The following is an 18975-nucleotide window of genomic DNA, read 5'->3' on the forward strand; positions in this document are numbered from 1 at the left end:
ATTATTGTTTAATGGCATTGAATAATCAGGGGTTGTTCAATAGAAAATGATTTTGCCACACCATTTTCATTACGTGGTTGAAAGCGAATTTTTTCTAGTAAAGGTTGCAGTATCGATTTCATTTGTTCGTGAATTAAAGGGGTGTAACGGATATTTAGGATTTGCCCTTGTGTATCTACCAAAAATTTCGCTGAGAGCGAGATATTACCTTGTTGATCAAATTTAATTTTATTCTGAGATGGTGTCTTACTTTGGTCACAAAAGGGTTCTAAAGCGCTTTGTACTTGTGAAAAGTTGGGTTTTATGGCGTATTGGATGCGGGTTGGAAATTTAATAAACAGAATGTATTTCCCATAATAATATTTTATTTTTGCGATGTTTTGTTCATCAACATTGAGAGTTTTATTTTTAAAATCATTACTGACTTGTGGTAATTGATCCATAGTAAGTTTTTTTGCCAGTTCTAAAGCCCTTAAATTGAGTGCTTTTTGAGTGGGGTGAGGATTCATTAATTTGACTTGGCTTTGCAGACTGATTCGATTTGGAACGATTTCTAATTGCCAAATATAATCTTGATTATTGAGATTGGTGCTTTCAATTTTTATAGGAAGATCTTTTTGAGTATTGCTCATAACAACGATTTGTTCTGCATCAACCACAGTTGAAAACCACAAAACATTGAAAAGAATGATACTTTGGGCGAATCCTTGCCAGTATTTATTCATGATTTTTAATTTTTACATGGTTCGTAGAGTTATATTCATACGCATTATGTTGTAAATCTGCTATGCTATGCAACTTCCGTTTTTTAATATAATCGAGGCAGAGATGACGCAACATAACGCTCAATCGACTTCTGAACAACACATTTCCGAAAACGATTTAATTGCACAGCGTCATGCCAAGTTAAAGCAAATTCAAGATCACGCCAAGGAAACCGGTGTTAGCCCATGGCCAAACACATTTAAGCGTGAGCATTATGCGCAAGATCTACAAGAACAATTTGCAGATCAATCTAAAGAACAAATTGAAGCAGGCGAGCAAGTTCACGTATCTGTAGCGGGTCGTGTGATGTTGAACCGTGGTTCATTCATCGTGATTCAAGACATGACCGGCCGTATTCAATTGTATGTGCCACGTAAAGAGCTTGCACCTGAAGTTCTAGAAACTGTGAAAAGTCTAGATCTTGGCGATATTATTGCTGTTCAAGGTTATATCGGTCGTTCTGGCAAAGGTGATTTATATGTTCATATTGAACATTTTGAATTATTGACGAAATCGCTTCGTCCACTTCCAGACAAGTTCCATGGTTTGAATGACACAGAAGTAAAATACCGTAAACGTTATTTAGACTTAATTGTGAATGAAGAAACACGTAAAACTTTTGAAATTCGTGCAAAAGTTGTGTCAGGTATTCGCAACTATCTCATCAATGAACGTTTTATGGAAGTTGAAACTCCGATGATGCATGTGATTCCAGGTGGTGCGTCAGCGCGTCCATTTGAAACACATCATAATGCATTAGATATGCCATTATTCTTGCGTATTGCACCTGAGCTTTACTTAAAACGTTTGGTTGTTGGTGGTTTTGAGCGTGTATTTGAAATTAACCGTAACTTCCGTAATGAAGGTGTTTCAACGCGTCATAACCCAGAATTTACCATGATTGAATTCTATCAAGCTTATGCTGATTACAAAGATCTCATGGCTTTGACAGAAGGTATGCTTGAAAAATTAGCAATCGACATCTTGGGCTCAACAGATGTTCCTTATGGTGAAGAAGTGTATAGCTTCAAAGGTCCATTTAAGAAAATCTCGATGTTTGATGCGATTCTTGAGCATAACCCAAATTTCACTGCTGAAAATGTTTCGGATCGTGAATTCTTGGCAAGATTTATTCGTGAAGAGTTAAAAGAGCAAGTTAAACCAGGTTTTGGTTTAGGTCGACTACAAACCATCGTATTTGAAGAAACTGTTGAAACTCAATTACGTCAGCCGACATTCATTACTGAATATCCTGCGGAAACTTCACCGTTAGCACGCCGAAATGATGATAATCCACATATCACTGACCGTTTCGAATTCTTTATCGGTGGTCGTGAGTTGGCAAATGGTTTCTCGGAATTAAATGATCCAATTGACCAAGCTGAACGCTTCCAAGCGCAAGTTGCTGAAAAAGATGCGGGCGATGATGAAGCAATGCATTTCGATGCTGACTTTATTGAAGCATTGGAATACGGTTTACCTCCTACAGCAGGTGAAGGTATTGGTATCGATCGTTTGGTGATGTTATTTGCCAATGCAGCAAGTATCCGCGATGTGATCTTATTCCCACATATGCGTCATAAAAATTAATTTATGATGTTATAAAAGATGTTGTAAAAAAAGCCACTGAATTCAGTGGCTTTTTTTACTTAGACAATCAGCACATTTTAGAAATGAAATACGCCTAAACCATTTTTGATTTCGTCTAAAGTATCTTGAGTGATGATACGGCATTTTTCCGTACCAGTTTTTAAAATATCCATGATGTAATCTGGATCTTTGGCAAGTTCCATACGACGTTCACGGATTGGTGTAATCAACTCTTTTAACACACCTTCAAGACGTTTTTTCACAGTACCATCGCCTAAACCACCACGACGATAATGCGCTTTAAGTTCTTCAACTTCTTCTTTATTTGGATCAAAAGCATCTAAATAAGTAAAGACAATATTTCCTTCAACCTGACCTGGATCTTCAATACGCAGATGGTTTGGATCGGTATACATTGCATTGACTGCTTTTTTGATGTCTTTATCTGTTGCATCTAACACGATGGTATTGCCCAATGATTTCGACATTTTGGCTTTACCATCAAAGCCAGGTAAACGGCTCATATTGGATAAAAGCGCTTTACACTCAGGTAAAACTTCTTGTCCAATTTGACGGTTTAAACGACGAACAATTTCATTAGTCTGTTCGATCATTGGAATTTGGTCTTCACCAACTGGCACGACAGTGGCTTTAAATGCAGTAATATCGGCAGCTTGTGCAACAGGGTAGCAAAGAAAACCTGCTGGAATATCACGCTCAAAACCACGTAATTGAATTTCAGCTTTGATGGTTGGGTTACGTTCTAAACGAGAAACCGTCACAAAGTTTAAATACAACATAGTGAGTTCATTCAACGCGGGTAAGCAAGATTGAACACAGATTGTGGTTTTTGTTGGGTCAATGCCGACTGCTAAATAGTCTGTTGCTACTTCAAGAATATTACGACGAACTTTTTCAAAGTTATCCGCATTATCTGTTAAAGCCTGAGCATCTGCGAGAAGGAGGTGTTGATGATGAGAATCTTGTAAGCCTACTCGTGAGCGCAAAGAACCTACAAAATGTCCCAAATGTAGTTGTCCAGTAGGACGGTCGCCTGTCAAAATCACAGGACGATTATCTTGATTCGTCATTATCGCTTCCAAAGTCTTTGTATAGACAGTCGTGTTTTATGAATGGGCACTATTGTACGAGATAATTTATTTTAATGTCAGCGAAAAATGGTGTAGAACCAATTTTTATCAATAAATGTGAAAATCTACAAAATTTTATATAGAAAAATGAATTTTCACTTTAAAATGACAGGATAACTAAAATTTTGGATAAAAAATGGCAAGTAGTCTATTAATATTATTAGATGATATCGCAGCAGTGCTCGATGATGTTGCCGTCATGAGTAAAATGGCGGCTAAAAAAACTGCGGGTGTTTTAGGTGATGATTTAGCACTGAACGCACAACAAGTGAGTGGTGTAAGAGCAGAGCGTGAGCTTCCTGTGGTATGGGGTGTCGCGAAAGGCTCCTTTATCAATAAATTAATTTTAGTGCCTTTGGCTTTGCTGATCAGTGTGGTTGCACCGTGGTTGATTAATCCATTGTTAATGATTGGTGGTTTGTTTCTTTGCTATGAAGGCGTTGAAAAAGTTCTACATAGTTTGCAGCATAAAAAAGCCAAAACAGGTGAGGCTGCACAAGAAGAATTACAACAAATCGAAACTGATTTAGCCACATTTGAAAAAGATAAAATTAAAGGTGCGATACGCACAGACTTTATTCTTTCTGCTGAAATTGTGGTGATTTCTTTAGGCACTGTTGCGACGGCAGCATTTGGTACCAAAGTGATGGTGCTATCTGTCATCGCAATTTTAATGACGGTCGGTGTTTATGGCTTTGTCGCCATGATTGTAAAGATTGATGATTTAGGTTTGTACTTAACTCAACAAGCATCAAATGTTAAACAAAGCATTGGCCGTGGTTTACTGGTATTTGCACCAAAGTTAATGAAAACCTTAACGATTGTCGGAACCATCGCAATGTTCCTTGTCGGTGGGGGGATCATCACCCATGCGGTATCAACTTTGCATCATTGGTCAGAAGAAGCCGTTGATCATATTCAACATATTCCAACTGTTGGTAGTGTTATTGGTGCATTAACACCAACGTTAATTAATTTACTGATTGGTATCGTCGCAGGTTTTGCCGTGGTATTGGTTGTTGGACTTATTCAAAAAGTTCGTGGTCAATCCACAACAGCCTAAATGCAAAGCACATCCTAAACGATAGCCAATTTGAAATAAAAAGGACCGATCTATGCGTTGGAAAGGACGTAGAGAAAGTGATAATGTCGAAGATCGCCGTGGCGGTGGTGGCGTAAAAGCGGGTGGGATTAGTATCCTGGGCTTAATCGTCGCTTTTGTTGCATGGAAATTCTTTGGTGTTGACCCACAGCAAGCCTATCAAGCGACCAAACAGGTGACTTCGGCTGGAGCAAGTCAAAATTCCGCACCCACCAATTTAACCCCTGAACAGCAGGAAACGGCATCTTTTGTTAAAACCGTTTTGGCCGATACCGAAGATACTTGGAAACCGATTTTCCAACAACAAGGTGTACAGTACGTTTCACCTAAACTGGTAATGTTTAGTGGTGCGATACAATCAGGCTGTGGTACGGCTCAATCTGCGATGGGGCCATTTTATTGCCCAGCAGATCAAAAAGTGTATATCGATACCCAGTTCTTTAAAGATATGCGCCAACAGATGGGCATCTCAGGGGAAAAAAATCAATCAGAGCTTTCAGCTAAAGATGAAGCGGGTGATTTTGCACAAGCCTATGTAATTGCGCATGAAGTTGGGCACCATGTCCAAAACTTATTGGGAATATCGTCTCAGGTTCAACAAGCACGACAGCGTGCCAGTGAAACTCAGGGCAATCAACTTTCAGTACGTTTAGAATTACAAGCGGATTGTTTGGCTGGGGTTTGGGCTAATCGTACACAACAACGCACCCAGTTCTTAGAACAGGGTGATATTGAAGAGGCGATGGATGCTGCTGAAAAAATTGGTGATGACTACTTGCAGAAAAAAGCACGTGGTTATGCGGTACCAGACAGCTTTACGCATGGCACCAGTCAGCAACGTATGCAATGGTTTAACATTGGTATGAACTCTGGTGATATCAATGCGTGTGATACCTTTAAATAGACAGCTATAGATTGTTGGGTTAAAGAAGAGAACATCATGTTCTCTTTTTTTCTCAATCAATTTTTTTTAAGCGCTTTTTATGTTAAAAAATATAACCAGTAATCATCATATTTCAGTTTTTTTTGTACAATTATCTAGATTGTTAAATGGTCTCTTATTTTATATTTTATAAAAAAATGATTGAGTGTTTGATGTGCATTTAAATTAAAAATCTAAAACAGGTTTCGGATGGGTAACTATTTCTTTCTTCAGGTCTTTACAGTCATTTTTGCGCTTTCTATCGCGACTACAATTTTTAATAAGCGAATATTAGGTTTCCCACAAGCCATTGGTGTTCCCATTGTTTCAGCAATTTTTGTCTTTATTTTGCAATGGGGTGCCAGCTTACTCAATGGCAATCAATTTATCTCGATTAATATCCATAATATTGAAGAAGCTGTACGGCATGTCGATTTTTATGATTTTTTAGTCAATGGTGTCATTTGCTTCATTTTGACCTCTTCAGCACTTAAATTTAAGGTTTCAGATTTAAAAGTTTATTGGAAGCCGATCAGTATCTTGGCAACGATTGCTTTACTGCTCTGTGCTGTATTTTTTGCAGGATTGGTGTTTGGTTTCCAATTCTTGATTGGCAATCCCGTTCCAATTTTAGTTTTGTTGTTACTGGGTTCTGCCTTAGGTGCGACAGACCCGATTGGGATCAAAGGTGTGCTTAGTTCAGTACGTGCGCCGCATCATCTGATTGTTAAGTTGGAAGGTGAGTCCTTATTTAATGACGCAATGTGTATCGCCGTTTTCATGACTTTATTAAATGTTCTTGAAGGAGAGCATTTTAGTTTAGCTGCAACACTACAAACTTTCTTATATGAAATTGTGGTTGCGGTGATTATTGGTTGGGCTTTTGGTCTGGGAATCTTGCGTTTATTACGTGGTAAACACGAGATGGAGTCTTTGATTCTTACCACTGCATTATTGGCATGTGGTTCTTATCTGGTTGCATTATTTGCCCATGCATCCGCTCCGATTGCCTGTGTGATTGGCGGTTTAATTGTCGGTAATAAATGGAAAGAAATTTTACAGGATCGTGAAATTCGTGAGGTCAATCATTTTTGGCATACGGTAGAAGGGATTATTAATTCTTTTCTCTTTACCTTGATTGGTCTAGAAATCTTTATTTTAGATTTAAGCACAAGTCTGATTCTTGGTGGTATTTTTGCTTTCTTTGCCTTGCATCTCTCTCGTTTTGCCGCAAATTATTTAGCTTTTGCATTTTTCCCATCATTCCGCAAAAAAAGCTATAACGGTAGTCTGGCTATTCTTTCTTGGGGAGGGGTTCGTGGGGGGATTTCACTTGCACTGATTCTTGCTGTGGCAAACGTCCCTGAGTTACGTGACTACAGTAGTATTCTAATTGGTTATACCTTTATCAGCGTATTACTTTCAGGGGTCGTCTGTGGTTTGGGTTTACCTGCAGTCATGAATGCCTTTTATTACAATCCAAATGAAGAAACCCAAGGTTTCAAAGGTTGGTATCAGCGCATGTGCAATAAGATGAACCGTAAAGGCATCAAATATATTGTGGGTGAAGATAACGAAGGGTATGAAACCATCACCATTTATAACCCAGAAGCGTTGGTTGACAAGAAAGCTGCAGATGGTGTGGCCTCTGTACATCATCCTGAAAAAGCGCAGGAAATGAAGCGATTGGAAAATCCTGGTAACTTCTAAATGCAGTGCATTCAGTCAAATGAATAGTTAAGGTATAAAATTAAGAAGCTAAAACTTCAATATTCTTAAAGGTTTGTCGCAATAAAAAAGCCAGTAACAATACTGGCTTTTTTATTGGAGCTGTTATTTTGCGTTTTTGCCTAAGAAATCGAGGTAAGGTTTCACCAAAAGTTGCTCTTGTTCTAAAATCGGTAAATGCCCGACTCCTTTTAGAATGATTGGCTCTTGTGCATTTTTCAATAAGCCTTTGAGTTCAGCCGCAGCTTCAACATTGATAATTTGGTCTTTATCTCCCCATGCAATCAATACCGGCTGGTCAATCGAACGTGCTGCAATGGCAAAAGAATCTGGGGTAAATAATTTAGACATGACAATCAGTTGCTCAACCAATTTGGTGGTGTTTGCCGATTGGCTGATCATCAATTTCTCTTGAGCATCTTTTAATTCTTTAGGAATGAAAGGCGGTAGACTGGTGGCAATTTTCATTAAACGATCAAAATCGCCAGGTTTGCTGACAATCATATTACGTAAAGTTGTCGGATCTTTTAAATAAGGAGTATTGGCAGATTTAAATACACCTGCACTATCAATTAAAAATAAAGATTTGGTATCAACAGGGTATTGTGCTGCGTAAAGTAAGGAAATCGAACCACCCATTGAGTGACCAGCGACATTTAAGCCATTGTCTACTTTAATGGCTTCAGCAAAACGACGTAATTTTTCAGTGAGATTGGGCAATGAATAATCAAAATCGTTAGGGACTTTACTGTCACCTTGACCAGGAAGATCAGGAATAATCACATGGTAATAAGGCGTTAAGTAACGTGCCACACGATTCCAGTTGTCACGACTTCCAGCTAGGCCATGAACGAGCATAATGGTAGGTTTTCCAGCTGGTCCGCCTTCACTATAGGCCCAATCAATATCACCGACTTTTACACGTTTGGTTTCCATGCCCGCCCATGCACGTTCTTGCTGAAGCACACTTTGAATGTCAATCGCTGGAGCAGCATAGCTTGTGGTCGATAAGCCTACTGTTACCACAGAACCCATTGCCAATGCCGTCGATAAAATCAGTTTGTTGAAGATTCCTTTCATCTTTGAATACTCTTGTTGTTGTATTTGAGGTACGATTTAAGATTAGATTATGTACAGTCAAATTACATTTGCCTAAAATGTTGAAAGCCTATTTTCAAAGTCAATTTAACGCTGTTTGCCAAGATGATTATGAATATTATTTTTTATTACTTGATTGATCTAAAAAATGTCAAATCATGAACTCGCTCAGATGATTTTACATGTCATCATACAAATTCCCCAAGGTAAGGTTGCCAGTTATGGTCAAGTTGCCAAATATGCAGGCTTACCCAAACATGCACGGTTGGTTGGGCGTGTATTAGGACAGTTACCTGAAGATCATGATATCCCTTGGTATCGCGTGGTTAATTCACAAGGCCGAATCAGCTTAAAAAAGCTGGATGAGAAGGGAATGTGTATTCAGACTGCAAAGTTATTGGCTGAGGATGTTGTGGTTATTGATGGCAAAATAAATCTAAAAAAATATCAATGGGCACCTTAGTTCCTCACTATAAAGATAGTGAGGAATGTTTAAAACAAACGGTGAAAATTATTTAATTACTAAAACAGGGATTTGTAATTCAGTTAATAAGCTTTGCGCTACACTGCCCATAATAATTTTTTTCAGTCCGGTACGACCATGTGAACTGAGAATGACCAAATCAATTTTTAAATCCTGTACAGCTTGATTTAAGGTATGTGCAATATTTTCGCCTTCGAGTAAACGTGTTTCAACTTGCACGCCTTCTGTGGCAAATTGATCTTTTGCCACATTGATATTGGATTGAATAAATTCACGAGCACGCTCAATCAGCATATTGCTTTGACCATGTGCCAAATATTCTGATGCAATATAAGGGTCTAAAGTCATCACCTGTACAACCGTGATTTTACTGTTAAATGCTTTGGCAAATTCAACCGCATGTTTCACAACAGATAATGAAGTTTCTGAACCATCAACAGGAACGAGGATATTTTGATAAGCCATGTCTATTTTCCTTATTTTACCGAAAAGCTGAGTTGAATATTTATTACAATTCTAAGTCTATAGAGTCATCATAACGTGAATATGAGATGAATAAAACCGAGTAAATGTGTAGGGATAATTCATATAAATATCATAAATTTAATTAAAAGCATTGGCATCAAGTTACATCGTTTTTTTGCTTGCAAATGCAGCTGAATAAAAAGATAAATCAATCAATAAAATAAAGATCGAGATGCAATCAAGCATGATCAAAATAAAGCTTTAAATTGTTTAAACAAAAGCCATACACAATTGAGAAAATATAGAGGCTGAATGAAACAATTGGCAAATTGTAAATCCAGTTCTTCCTTTAAAATGTTTTAAATATACATACTGAAAATAATAGGACATTACAATTTAAACCATGGATTAAAAGGAAAAGACAATGGAATATCAAACAATTATAGTCGAAGAAAAAAATGCAGTTGGATATTTGAGCTTAAATCGGCCTGAACAATTCAATAGCTTTACACCGCAAATGTGCCTTGAAATTGTAGAGGTCTTAACACAATGGAAAGATGATACCGAAATCCGCATTATTGTGATTGCTGCGATTGGAAAAGCATTTTGCGCAGGTCAGGCGATAAACCCAGATTTATTTGATGGCGGTGCTATAGACTTGGGTTTGGTCTTGGAAAAATACTTTAATCCTTTATTAGCGCTCATCAATACACTACCAAAAGTGATCATCTGTGCTGTAAATGGCGTTGCAGCTGGTGCGGGAGCGAGCTTAGTATTGTTATGTGATATCGTGATTGCAGCAAGGTCTGCAAGTTTTTCACAAATCTTTAGTAAAATTGGCTTAATTCCAGACTGTGGTGCAACTTGGTTATTGCCGCGTATGATCGGCTTTGCCAAGGCCAAAGCATTGATGCTGACTGCCGAAAAAATCAGTGCAGATGAAGCTGAACGATTGGGAATGATTTATAAAGTGGTAGAAGATGATCAGTTACAGATAGAGGTTGTTGCTTTAGCTGAGCATTTGGCAAGCCAAGCCAGCCTGAGTTTTGCCTTGATTAAACAAGCGATGCGGGTCAGCATGCAAAATGATTTTACCAGCCAAGTTAAAGTTGAGCAGGATTTGCAAAGACAGGCAGGGCAGTCAGCAGATTTTTTAGAAGGTGTTCGCGCTTTTTTAATGAAAGATAAGCCAAATTTTAAAGGACGATAAATAACGATGTTTATCCATAAGATGCAATCGATCAAGACATTAAAATGGATGATGTACGCTGGACTCTTGTTTTTCTCACAGCAGGCAATTGCGGATCAAATCAAAGCAATTCCATGGGTTAAAATGAATACTGAAACAGCTCAAGTCACGCACATTTGCCAAGCATTAAAAATAAGCTGTACTAACAATGCAGAGGTTTGGAAAAAGAAAACCATTAAAGATAATCACTTATATTTAATAGACAAAACACCTCAATTAATTGAATTCGTAAAAGAAAATAATCAGTATGTCATGCTGAATTCTTGGAATTTCAAGCATTATCAACACCATAGTAAAAGTCCTATGGATGAAGTGTTAAGTAGTGATGGTATTCGTATTTATCCAGCATTTTATCCTTTAAATCGTCAAAAGTTCGCCATTGCTGTGGTAAAGCGCTGGAGCGTGAGTTATTCAGGCGGTGGGCGATTGGAAGAGATTGCAGACTTTGTCATGTTAGAGCCGAATGGTGTATATAAACTGGCTCTGGCTGATACACCTTTTCATTCTTATGAGCGGATTCGAGCGTGTTTTTCTCAAGAGGAATATGAAAACTCAACAGATTGCCATGATGAAAGTAGTTCAAATTTATCTATTGAGTTTAAGAACATTGGGAAAACGTATTATCAATGGATATTGAATTATAACGATTTAAGTTGGGAAGCGTTTTAACCTGAAACATCAAATCTAGTAGAAAAGTCTCATAATAATGTAATGCTATTTGCGCGAAAATAGTGTGCTCGACGTTATTAGAATAAGAAATAAAATTACACATAACATAATTTGATTATGTATTGCATAAATTAAAGCTTTCTTGTAGGATAAATTTAGAGTTAAGCGTCAGTGTAAATGCAGCTCAAGGTTAGCGCTTTACATGGACTAAATTATGGAAAGGAAGAGTTCAAATCAGGATGTTTTGTCGATTGACCTAAATACCTGTGATCTTTTCTCGGCATTAAAAAACGGATGAATTTATTCAAATAAGGGAAACTAGATGGATATTTTAGATAACCCATTAGAACTATGTGGCTTTGCTTTTATTGAGTTTGTTTCGACGGAAAATGGATTAGATCAAATCTTTGAAGCAATTGGTTTTGCTAAAGTCGCAAAGCATAAATCAAAAAAAGTTTATTTATGGCGTCAGGGTAATATCAATATTATCTTGAATTATCAACCTGAATCTTATGCATCATTCTTTTTTAAAGAACATGGCCCATCAGCATGTGCAATGGGGTTTAGAACACGCGATGCAGCCAAAGCTTTTAAAAATGCAATTGAACTTGGCGCAGAGCCAATGTATTCGCAAGCAGGACCAATGGAATTAAATATACCAGCGATTAAAGGGATAGGCGGTATGCCAATTTTCTTGGTCGATCGTGATATTTATGAAAATGATTTTGTGTTTTTTGATGACGAAAATCGAAATCCACGTGGAGCTGGTTTAAATGAAATTGATCATTTAACCCATAATGTCTATAAAGGGCGCATGGATTATTGGGCTAATTTCTATGAAAAAATCTTTAACTTCCAAGAAATTCGCTATTTCGATATCAAAGGTGAATATACGGGTTTAACTTCTAAGGCGCTGACGGCACCTGATGGGATGATTCGTATTCCTTTGAATGAAGACTCAGACAAAGGCAATGGGCAAATCGCCGAGTTTTTGGCTGACTTTAATGGTGAAGGCATTCAACATATTGCTTTTATTACCGATGACTTAATTTCAACATGGGATAAGTTAAAAGGTTTAGGGCTGAAATTTATGACGGCACCTCCTGAAACTTATTATGAAATGTTAAAAGATCGTTTACCTGATCATGGTGAACCGACAGAAGAGCTGCAAAAGCGCGGTATTCTGTTAGATGGCAATACCAAAGACGGTCAGAAAAAACTGTTATTACAGATTTTCTCTGAAAATATGCTTGGACCTGTATTCTTTGAATTTATCCAACGTAAAGACGACGATGGTTTTGGTGAGGGCAACTTTAAGGCATTGTTTGAATCAATTGAACGTGACCAAATCCGCCGTGGTGTATTAGAAGCCAAATAACAAAATCGTACTCAATAGAAAAAAGCCAAGAATTAAATTCTTGGCTTTTTTGCGATCTTTCACTAAAAAATTAACGTGTTTGTATGTATTGATTCATCGCAGCAACTTCACGTTTAAATAATTCAAGTTTTTCACTACCCGCGTTGACTGGTAAAAACATTTCACTGTCTAATGCAACAATACAAAATTCCATTGCAAGATGCGCATTGAAAATAGGTAAACCTACAGCATTGATACCAACAAGTAAGTCACCTTGGGCAATTGCCATACCTTGCCGTAAAGTATTTTCTTTTAAAACAAGAAATTCGTCCCAGTTGGTGGGTTTGACCTGACTATGGTTCAGCGTTGCTTTTTCCCATTCGGCGTGCATCAATGGTTTGATTAGCGCTTCAGGTAAATAGGAAGCAAAAACCCGCCCAGCAGCTGAATTGACTAAAGGCATGATCGAACCGACCTTGGTCACAATTGAAATCGGATGATTTGATTCAATCGACTGTACAACTAATGGGCCTTTAGGTGACCATTTGCTGATTTGAATCCCGCAACCAATTTTACTTTGTAGTTCATAAATAAGGTGCTGAACAAGCTGTAAAACATCGGTGTGTTGGATACAGTTTAAGCCTAAACGCCAAGCTTGATCACCAAGCGCATACTGACCATCTTCAAGTTGTTTTGCATAATTCATCCGAATTAAACTGACAAGATAACGGTGTACCTTGGCTGGATGCATATCAAGTTTACTCGACAGCTCTTTTAAAATAATCGGCTTATTATGTTCCAAAAGGGCATTGAGAACGGCTAAGCCCACCTCAAGTGATTGAACCCCACCAGACAACTTTTCTTCAATCATTGAATAACCCTTAATCTGCATACGATCTAGCAGTGTTGATGTGCTGTCGATATTTGATTTACATATTTAACACATAGTGCCTGAGCATTGTACAAAATAGAACTTATCTTTTTAAATGAAATCTCAACAGAGTCTCAGTGAATGTTATCAGCATACAATTGTTTTTGTAGTGCTGCATATGATTTATTAAACAACAGTACATCATCAAAAGGTCTAGACCATTAAATTAAAGTTGAGCTGATAAAAATCGGTATTGGAGTCACAACGCTTCAATACCGATGAGTTCTAGCATTGTCCCACAGCAATATTTTAAATACTGATGGCTGTTGTTAGTTGAAGGTTACATAAGTTCCAGCAAAACGAGCATTGTGTGCCATTAAAGCTGCTTAATATCGTGTTCAACTAGATCTAGGATGCCAAATCACGAATCATTCGATTAATAAACTTAGTAAGTACTCAGTTGGCTTTGGCACCCAGATATACTCAATTGAGCATGATTATGCGCCCAATTCGTCTTCATGCAAAAAATGAGTATGCTGAGGCGCACGTTTGGTACGGCTCCACTCTTCCAGCATTTCTAATTTCATTTCTTCGGTAATTCGTGCAATTTTTGCATCTGCATGCACATCGTTATAGGTCAGTTCTAAACGATGACCATTGGGGTCAAAGAAATAAATCGAGTGGAAAATACCATGGTTGGTGACACCAAGAACTTTAACACCCAGTGTTTCAAGATGCTCTTTTGCAATCAAGAGTGTATCGAGGTCTTCAACTTCAAATGCGATATGCTGAACCCATTGAGGGGTATTTTCGTCACGCCCCATATCGGGTTGAGTGGGCAGTTCAAAAAATGCCAATACATTGCCTTGTCCAGCATCTAAGAATAAATGCATATACGGATCAAAGGCTTTAGTCGAAGGCACATGGTCTTCAGCAAAGGCCAAAATAAAATCCATATTGAGCATTTTTTTATACCATTCCACGGTTTCTTTGGCATCTTTACAACGATAAGCCACATGGTGAATTTTTTTAATCGCAAAGCTCATGATAAAACTCCTTTATCTCTATTCCCAATCTGGTTGTTGTTCTGGGGCTGCATTGAAGAAGGCAGGAAGGGTTAAACAGTGTTGACTAATCGACTCAATCTTTGCAAAAGCGCTTAAATCAATTTTAAAGCGTTTGGCGTTATAGATTTGAGGAATCAAACAACAGTCTGCAAATGTCGGTTGTGTACCAAAACAGAATTGCCCATTTGAATCTTGTAGTTGGGCTTCTAAGCTGTTAAAGCCCGCTATGATCCAGTGTTGGTACCAGTGTTTTTTTTGCTCGTCACTGAGACTGAGATCATGTTGTAAATACTTTAAGACTCTTAAATTATTTAACGGATGAATATCGCAGGCGATCGCTTGTGCAAAAGCACGTACTTTACTGCGCGTGACGATATTGTCAGGCAATAATGAAATTGCTGGATAACGTTCTTCCAGATATTCCAAAATACTGAGTGACTGTAAAAAGCTTTGATCTTCATCCACTAAAGTTGGAACACATTGGCTTGGATTAACGGTTTGGTAACACTCTAGCAGTTGCTCATTCTTGACCAAATGCACGGGCTGTATTTCATAACTTAGTTGTTTGAGGTTCAGTGCAATCCGAACCCGATAAGCCGCAGAGCTACGAAAATAACTATACAGTTTCATAGCTCAAGTCTTCTGTTTGATGAAAGCTAAACTGGCGTGCTGGCAAAATGCTATTAGCAACCTCACCAAAGCCCACTCTGATCCCTGCTTTTTCACAATAGCCTTTCATCACGACACGGTCACCATCTTGCAAGAAACCACGTTTTTCGCCATTCGAGAGGGTTAGCGGTTTGGTGGTATTCCATGTCAGTTCAAGCAAACTACCATAAGCATCTTCTGTAGGACCTGAAATTGTGCCTGAACCCATTAAGTCACCGACTTGGACATTGCAACCTGCAATCGTGTGGTGGGTGAGTTGCTGTGCCATTGACCAATACATATATTTAAAGTTGGTTTGGCAAATTACATCAGCTTGTGCTGATTGAGGGCTTTGAACTTCAATACTGAGGTGAATATCATAGCTGTTGGCAATGTTTTCTTCTAAATAGCAAAGTGGTTTAGGCTGTTGTTCTGGACCTTTGACTTTAAACGGTTCCAGTGCTTGCATGGTCACCACCCAAGGTGAAATTGCACTTGCAAAAGTCTTGGCGTTAAACGGGCCTAATGGTACGTATTCCCATTGTTGAATATCACGTGCCGACCAGTCATTGAGCAAAACCATACCAAAAATATGCTCCCAAGCATCTGCAATCGCGATAGGCTCACCCAATTCAGTCGCTTTACCAACGATAAAGGCAGTTTCTAATTCAAAATCGAGTTTACGTGTTGCAGAGAAAACAGGGCGTTCTTGATCTGGTAATTTGATTTGGCCAGAAGGGCGAACAATATCTTTGCCACTGACAATCACAGAGCTGGCACGACCATTATATCCCACAGGAAGTTCGCTCCAGTTTGGAAGCAATGCATTCTTAGGATCTCTAAACATGGTTCCGACATTGGTGGCATGTTCTTTGGACGAGTAGAAATCTGTATAGCCAGAGACTTGAATAGGTAAGTGCAAAGTGACTGTATTTTGCTTAAACAATGCATTTTGGCGTAAAACCACATCATCACGAAGTGTTGGATTTTCAGCAGAGAGTAGACTTTGTAATGTCGTACGAACCTTTTGCCAGTTGTGTTTACCCGTTTCTATAAATTTATTCAGTGCCGCTTGATTAAAACAATCTTGATGTCCATTGATCGCTAATAGTCCATGTGCCTCTAAGTGGGCAAGGTCTATGACCCAATCTCCAATGGCAACACCCACTCGTTTTGTGCCTTGGGGTGTTTCACTAAAAATACCGTAGGGCAAATTATGTATTGTGAAATCTGATTGTGAGTCAATTTCAAGAAAACAAGTTAAATGTGAGCTCATGATTTGCTTTCCTTGTCTTTAATTTTGTTAGGGGTGATCAAAATCTTTGATATTTTTTCTTAAGCATTTGAAAAACAAATAAATATAAAGTTATTTAGATGCCTTGTTCAAATGACTCAAGCAAGTTGTCAGTGTCTTATGATTTCTATCATACTGAAAATATTTGATTACGCAATACATAATTTGATTACATAATTCATAATAATTGTTATTTGTTGAATTTTCTGCTTATATGCGCGGTTATGAGAAAAGTAAATCAATTATTTTTCGATTAGATATAGGCATTTTTGATTAACTTATGATATACGTAATTTTGAATAAAAAAATTACGAGACAAGGATGAGAATAATCATATGTCAAAACATGAGCAAGGAAACCTGAAACATGGTTTAAGCAATCGGCACATCCAGCTTATCGCGCTAGGTGGTGCTATTGGTACAGGATTGTTTCTGGGTATTTCGCAATCGATTAAGCTTGCAGGTCCTTCAGTCATACTCGGTTATGCGATTGCTGGATTTATTGCGTTTTTAATGATGCGACAGTTAGGTGAAATGGTGGTTCAAGAACCGGTCAGTGGTTCATTTAGTCACTTTGCCTACAAATACTGGGGCTCATTTGCAGGTTTTATGTCTGGCTGGAATTATTGGGTACTCAATGTTTTGGTATGTATGGCAGAGCTGAGCGCAATTGGTCTTTATATTCAATATTGGTGGCCTGAAATCCCGACTTGGATTTCAGCATTGGTGTTTTTTGTTTTAATCAACGGTATCAACTTATTGCATGTAAAATTTTTTGGTGAAATGGAGTTTTGGTTCTCTATCGTCAAAATTTTGGCAATCCTAGCCATGATCGGCTTTGGTTCCTATCTACTTGCAACAGGTACAGCAGGGCCACAGGCAAGCATTAGTAACCTTTGGGCATTGGGCGGGTTTTTCCCATTTGGTGTGGAAGGTTTAGTCATGGCAATGGCTGTGATTATTTTTGCCTTTGGTGGGATTGAGCTATTTGGTATTACCGCAGCAGAAGCGCGTGATCCTGATAAAACTCTGCCTAAAGCAGTCAATCAAATTATTTATCGTATTTTGATTTTCTATATTGCAACACTGTTTATCTTATTTGCACTTTTTCCATGGAACCAAATGGCAGAAGGCGGTAGCCCATTTGTAATGGTATTTGCTTCACTGGATAGTCATGGTGTTGCAACCTTACTGAATTTTGTCATTCTTACCGCAGCTGTTTCGGTGTATAACGGGACCAGTTATTGTAGTAGTCGGATGTTACTTGGTTTGGCGCAACAGGGTAATGCACCGAAGTTCCTTAAGCATATTAATAAGCGTGGTATTCCAACCAATGCGGTTTATGTTTCAGCTTTTGTCACAGTTTTATGTGTACTACTCAATTATGCATTTCCAGAAAAAGCATTTGGTTTATTGATGATGTTGGTGGTTGCTGCAATTGTGATTAACTGGGTGGTTATTTCATGGACGCATTTAAAGTTCCGTAAAGCCATGCAAACACAAGGGCAGACCACCAAGTTTCCAAGTATTGCTTATCCATTCAGTAATTATCTTTGCATTATCTTTATGTTGGGTATTCTGGTGGTAATGTCATTTACCGAGAATATGCGTATTGCGGTAATGATGATTCCAGCATGGATTCTTTGTTTGATGCTTGCTTATTATCTGAAACAACGAAAGTTAAAAAATGCACAGCAAAATGTTGTGTTAAATTCTGATGTATAGCAAAAGATTTTAATCTTTGCAAAAGGGCTAAATTGATATTTAGCCCTTTTTGCTTTCTGTGTGATTATTAACCTATACCGAGGAAATTATTCTGCTGCTTTTAAAAATTTAATCAATTGATTGATATCATCGCTTTGTAATCGCTCTCGAATTTTTAGAATTTGCTTCTCATCTAAATCATACAATTTAACTGACTGTAATTTTTCAATCTGATCTTGAGAAAACCGATATTTAATGATTTTTGCTGGTACACCACCGACAATTGCATACGCTGGCACGTCTTGAGTGACGACTGCACCTGTAGCAACGATGGCACCTTCACCTAGCGTTACCCCTTGCATAATCATGGCTCGACTGCCAATCCAACAGCCATCGCCAATCACCGTATCCCCAGCGGGTAAAAAGCTACGGGTATCAAAAGGAAATGTAGAGATCCAGTCAGGGCGATGTAATTGATTGCCACCCATCATGACTACACATTCCGCCCCAAAACAAACAAAGTTACCAATATATAATTGGTCAATTGGTTTCTCTACAGTTGACGGCTTATCATGCAAATAACGCACCACGCAACGTTCAAATCCCTGATCCCAATATGCCGAATAATAAGAATAATTTCCTTTAATATGAATATTGGGATTTTTCACAGTCTTAGAAATAAACTCAAATTCGCACCAGTGTTTTACGGGGGAGTGAATAGCGTCAGTCATGGGAGTACAAAAGCTTAAGTGCAAAGGCTAGAGCGCGCATTGTAACCTTAGATTGAACTTAGATCTTGATCAGCAATTAAA

The 18975-nt window shown here is 38.2% G+C and carries 18 protein-coding genes; 9 read left to right on the forward strand and 9 right to left on the reverse strand.

Annotated features, from left to right (window positions below; genetic code table 11):
• Positions 1-8: 8 nt before the first annotated feature.
• Complete coding sequence (locus ACQ7EO_RS05885) at positions 9-725, reverse strand: hypothetical protein (RefSeq protein ID WP_434279134.1); 717 nt, start codon at positions 723-725, stop codon at positions 9-11.
• 103 nt (positions 726-828) lie between these two features.
• Here ACQ7EO_RS05885 and lysS point away from each other — a divergent pair, with 103 nt between their 5' ends.
• Positions 829-2355: a lysine--tRNA ligase gene (gene lysS / locus ACQ7EO_RS05890; RefSeq protein ID WP_434279135.1), complete on the forward strand. Its 1527-nt coding sequence runs from the start codon at positions 829-831 to the stop codon at positions 2353-2355.
• Between the two features lie 77 nt (positions 2356-2432).
• Here the strand turns inward: lysS and trpS are convergent, their stop codons facing one another.
• Positions 2433-3446, reverse strand: coding sequence for a tryptophan--tRNA ligase (trpS, locus tag ACQ7EO_RS05895; protein WP_004717376.1), 1014 nt, complete (start codon positions 3444-3446; stop codon positions 2433-2435).
• 196 nt (positions 3447-3642) lie between these two features.
• On the opposite strand from trpS, the gene ACQ7EO_RS05900 reads away from it, so the two are divergent.
• From ACQ7EO_RS05900 to ACQ7EO_RS05910, 3 genes are all read left to right on the forward strand, one after another.
• Complete coding sequence (locus ACQ7EO_RS05900) at positions 3643-4569, forward strand: DUF808 domain-containing protein (protein WP_434279136.1); 927 nt, start codon at positions 3643-3645, stop codon at positions 4567-4569.
• Positions 4570-4621: 52 nt separating this feature from the next.
• The gene (ypfJ, locus tag ACQ7EO_RS05905; protein ID WP_004823246.1) at positions 4622-5512 is read left to right on the forward strand and encodes a KPN_02809 family neutral zinc metallopeptidase; all 891 of its coding nucleotides are present in this window, start codon (positions 4622-4624) and stop codon (positions 5510-5512) included.
• A gap of 228 nt (positions 5513-5740) precedes the next feature.
• Positions 5741-7240: a cation:proton antiporter gene (locus ACQ7EO_RS05910; protein WP_434279137.1), complete on the forward strand. Its 1500-nt coding sequence runs from the start codon at positions 5741-5743 to the stop codon at positions 7238-7240.
• Between the two features lie 123 nt (positions 7241-7363).
• Here the strand turns inward: ACQ7EO_RS05910 and ACQ7EO_RS05915 are convergent, their stop codons facing one another.
• Positions 7364-8338, reverse strand: coding sequence for an alpha/beta fold hydrolase (locus ACQ7EO_RS05915; protein ID WP_096734821.1), 975 nt, complete (start codon positions 8336-8338; stop codon positions 7364-7366).
• A 166-nt stretch (positions 8339-8504) separates the two neighbouring features.
• Between ACQ7EO_RS05915 and ACQ7EO_RS05920 the strand changes: the two genes are divergently transcribed.
• Positions 8505-8819, forward strand: coding sequence for an MGMT family protein (locus ACQ7EO_RS05920; RefSeq protein WP_434279138.1), 315 nt, complete (start codon positions 8505-8507; stop codon positions 8817-8819).
• Between the two features lie 48 nt (positions 8820-8867).
• On the opposite strand, the gene ACQ7EO_RS05925 is transcribed toward ACQ7EO_RS05920, so the two are convergent.
• Positions 8868-9305 carry a universal stress protein gene (locus ACQ7EO_RS05925; protein WP_315074248.1) on the reverse strand — a complete coding sequence of 146 codons (438 nt, stop codon included), beginning with the start codon at positions 9303-9305 and terminating at the stop codon, positions 8868-8870.
• A gap of 424 nt (positions 9306-9729) precedes the next feature.
• Here ACQ7EO_RS05925 and ACQ7EO_RS05930 point away from each other — a divergent pair, with 424 nt between their 5' ends.
• The 3 genes from ACQ7EO_RS05930 to hppD all read left to right on the forward strand — a co-directional run bounded on the left by ACQ7EO_RS05930 (position 9730) and on the right by hppD (position 12601).
• Positions 9730-10515 (forward strand): enoyl-CoA hydratase-related protein, encoded by a 786-nt coding sequence (locus tag ACQ7EO_RS05930; RefSeq protein WP_434279139.1) that lies wholly within the window; start codon positions 9730-9732, stop codon positions 10513-10515.
• A gap of 6 nt (positions 10516-10521) precedes the next feature.
• Complete coding sequence (locus ACQ7EO_RS05935) at positions 10522-11223, forward strand: hypothetical protein (protein WP_004823240.1); 702 nt, start codon at positions 10522-10524, stop codon at positions 11221-11223.
• A gap of 322 nt (positions 11224-11545) precedes the next feature.
• On the forward strand, positions 11546-12601 hold the full coding sequence (hppD, locus tag ACQ7EO_RS05940; protein ID WP_004717360.1) for a 4-hydroxyphenylpyruvate dioxygenase: 1056 nt from the start codon (positions 11546-11548) through the stop codon (positions 12599-12601).
• 70 nt (positions 12602-12671) lie between these two features.
• Here hppD and ACQ7EO_RS05945 read toward each other — a convergent pair whose 3' ends face one another.
• The 4 genes from ACQ7EO_RS05945 to fahA form a co-directional block, all read right to left on the reverse strand.
• Complete coding sequence (locus ACQ7EO_RS05945) at positions 12672-13451, reverse strand: IclR family transcriptional regulator (protein WP_270383812.1); 780 nt, start codon at positions 13449-13451, stop codon at positions 12672-12674.
• Positions 13452-13948: 497 nt separating this feature from the next.
• On the reverse strand, positions 13949-14497 hold the full coding sequence (locus tag ACQ7EO_RS05950) for a VOC family protein (protein WP_434279140.1): 549 nt from the start codon (positions 14495-14497) through the stop codon (positions 13949-13951).
• A gap of 18 nt (positions 14498-14515) precedes the next feature.
• Positions 14516-15148: a maleylacetoacetate isomerase gene (gene maiA / locus ACQ7EO_RS05955; protein WP_434279141.1), complete on the reverse strand. Its 633-nt coding sequence runs from the start codon at positions 15146-15148 to the stop codon at positions 14516-14518.
• Positions 15135-16442 carry a fumarylacetoacetase gene (gene fahA / locus ACQ7EO_RS05960; RefSeq protein ID WP_434279142.1) on the reverse strand — a complete coding sequence of 436 codons (1308 nt, stop codon included), beginning with the start codon at positions 16440-16442 and terminating at the stop codon, positions 15135-15137. The genes maiA and fahA overlap by 14 nt, the downstream gene beginning before the upstream one ends.
• 353 nt (positions 16443-16795) lie before the next feature.
• On the opposite strand from fahA, the gene ACQ7EO_RS05965 reads away from it, so the two are divergent.
• Complete coding sequence (locus ACQ7EO_RS05965) at positions 16796-18184, forward strand: amino acid permease (protein WP_004823234.1); 1389 nt, start codon at positions 16796-16798, stop codon at positions 18182-18184.
• Between the two features lie 86 nt (positions 18185-18270).
• Here the strand turns inward: ACQ7EO_RS05965 and ACQ7EO_RS05970 are convergent, their stop codons facing one another.
• Positions 18271-18894 carry a CatB-related O-acetyltransferase gene (locus tag ACQ7EO_RS05970; RefSeq protein ID WP_209827299.1) on the reverse strand — a complete coding sequence of 208 codons (624 nt, stop codon included), beginning with the start codon at positions 18892-18894 and terminating at the stop codon, positions 18271-18273.
• Positions 18895-18975: the final 81 nt, after the last annotated feature.

The sequence above is a fragment of the Acinetobacter sp. CE-15 genome (genome assembly GCF_051059255.1).
In the GTDB taxonomy this organism is placed as follows: Bacteria; Pseudomonadota; Gammaproteobacteria; order Pseudomonadales; family Moraxellaceae; genus Acinetobacter; species Acinetobacter guillouiae.

What these genes read in the sequence shown, in the direction of transcription:
- ACQ7EO_RS05885 (WP_434279134.1), bottom strand. Translation starts at nt 725, where the DNA reads ATGAATAAATACTGGCAAGGATTCGCCCAAAGTATCATTCTTTTCAAT.
- lysS (WP_434279135.1), top strand. Translation starts at nt 829, where the DNA reads ATGACGCAACATAACGCTCAATCGACTTCTGAACAACACATTTCCGAA.
- trpS (WP_004717376.1), bottom strand. Translation starts at nt 3,446, where the DNA reads ATGACGAATCAAGATAATCGTCCTGTGATTTTGACAGGCGACCGTCCT.
- ACQ7EO_RS05900 (WP_434279136.1), top strand. Translation starts at nt 3,643, where the DNA reads ATGGCAAGTAGTCTATTAATATTATTAGATGATATCGCAGCAGTGCTC.
- ypfJ (WP_004823246.1), top strand. Translation starts at nt 4,622, where the DNA reads ATGCGTTGGAAAGGACGTAGAGAAAGTGATAATGTCGAAGATCGCCGT.
- ACQ7EO_RS05910 (WP_434279137.1), top strand. Translation starts at nt 5,741, where the DNA reads ATGGGTAACTATTTCTTTCTTCAGGTCTTTACAGTCATTTTTGCGCTT.
- ACQ7EO_RS05915 (WP_096734821.1), bottom strand. Translation starts at nt 8,338, where the DNA reads ATGAAAGGAATCTTCAACAAACTGATTTTATCGACGGCATTGGCAATG.
- ACQ7EO_RS05920 (WP_434279138.1), top strand. Translation starts at nt 8,505, where the DNA reads ATGTCAAATCATGAACTCGCTCAGATGATTTTACATGTCATCATACAA.
- ACQ7EO_RS05925 (WP_315074248.1), bottom strand. Translation starts at nt 9,305, where the DNA reads ATGGCTTATCAAAATATCCTCGTTCCTGTTGATGGTTCAGAAACTTCA.
- ACQ7EO_RS05930 (WP_434279139.1), top strand. Translation starts at nt 9,730, where the DNA reads ATGGAATATCAAACAATTATAGTCGAAGAAAAAAATGCAGTTGGATAT.
- ACQ7EO_RS05935 (WP_004823240.1), top strand. Translation starts at nt 10,522, where the DNA reads ATGTTTATCCATAAGATGCAATCGATCAAGACATTAAAATGGATGATG.
- hppD (WP_004717360.1), top strand. Translation starts at nt 11,546, where the DNA reads ATGGATATTTTAGATAACCCATTAGAACTATGTGGCTTTGCTTTTATT.
- ACQ7EO_RS05945 (WP_270383812.1), bottom strand. Translation starts at nt 13,451, where the DNA reads ATGATTGAAGAAAAGTTGTCTGGTGGGGTTCAATCACTTGAGGTGGGC.
- ACQ7EO_RS05950 (WP_434279140.1), bottom strand. Translation starts at nt 14,497, where the DNA reads ATGAGCTTTGCGATTAAAAAAATTCACCATGTGGCTTATCGTTGTAAA.
- maiA (WP_434279141.1), bottom strand. Translation starts at nt 15,148, where the DNA reads ATGAAACTGTATAGTTATTTTCGTAGCTCTGCGGCTTATCGGGTTCGG.
- fahA (WP_434279142.1), bottom strand. Translation starts at nt 16,442, where the DNA reads ATGAGCTCACATTTAACTTGTTTTCTTGAAATTGACTCACAATCAGAT.
- ACQ7EO_RS05965 (WP_004823234.1), top strand. Translation starts at nt 16,796, where the DNA reads ATGTCAAAACATGAGCAAGGAAACCTGAAACATGGTTTAAGCAATCGG.
- ACQ7EO_RS05970 (WP_209827299.1), bottom strand. Translation starts at nt 18,894, where the DNA reads ATGACTGACGCTATTCACTCCCCCGTAAAACACTGGTGCGAATTTGAG.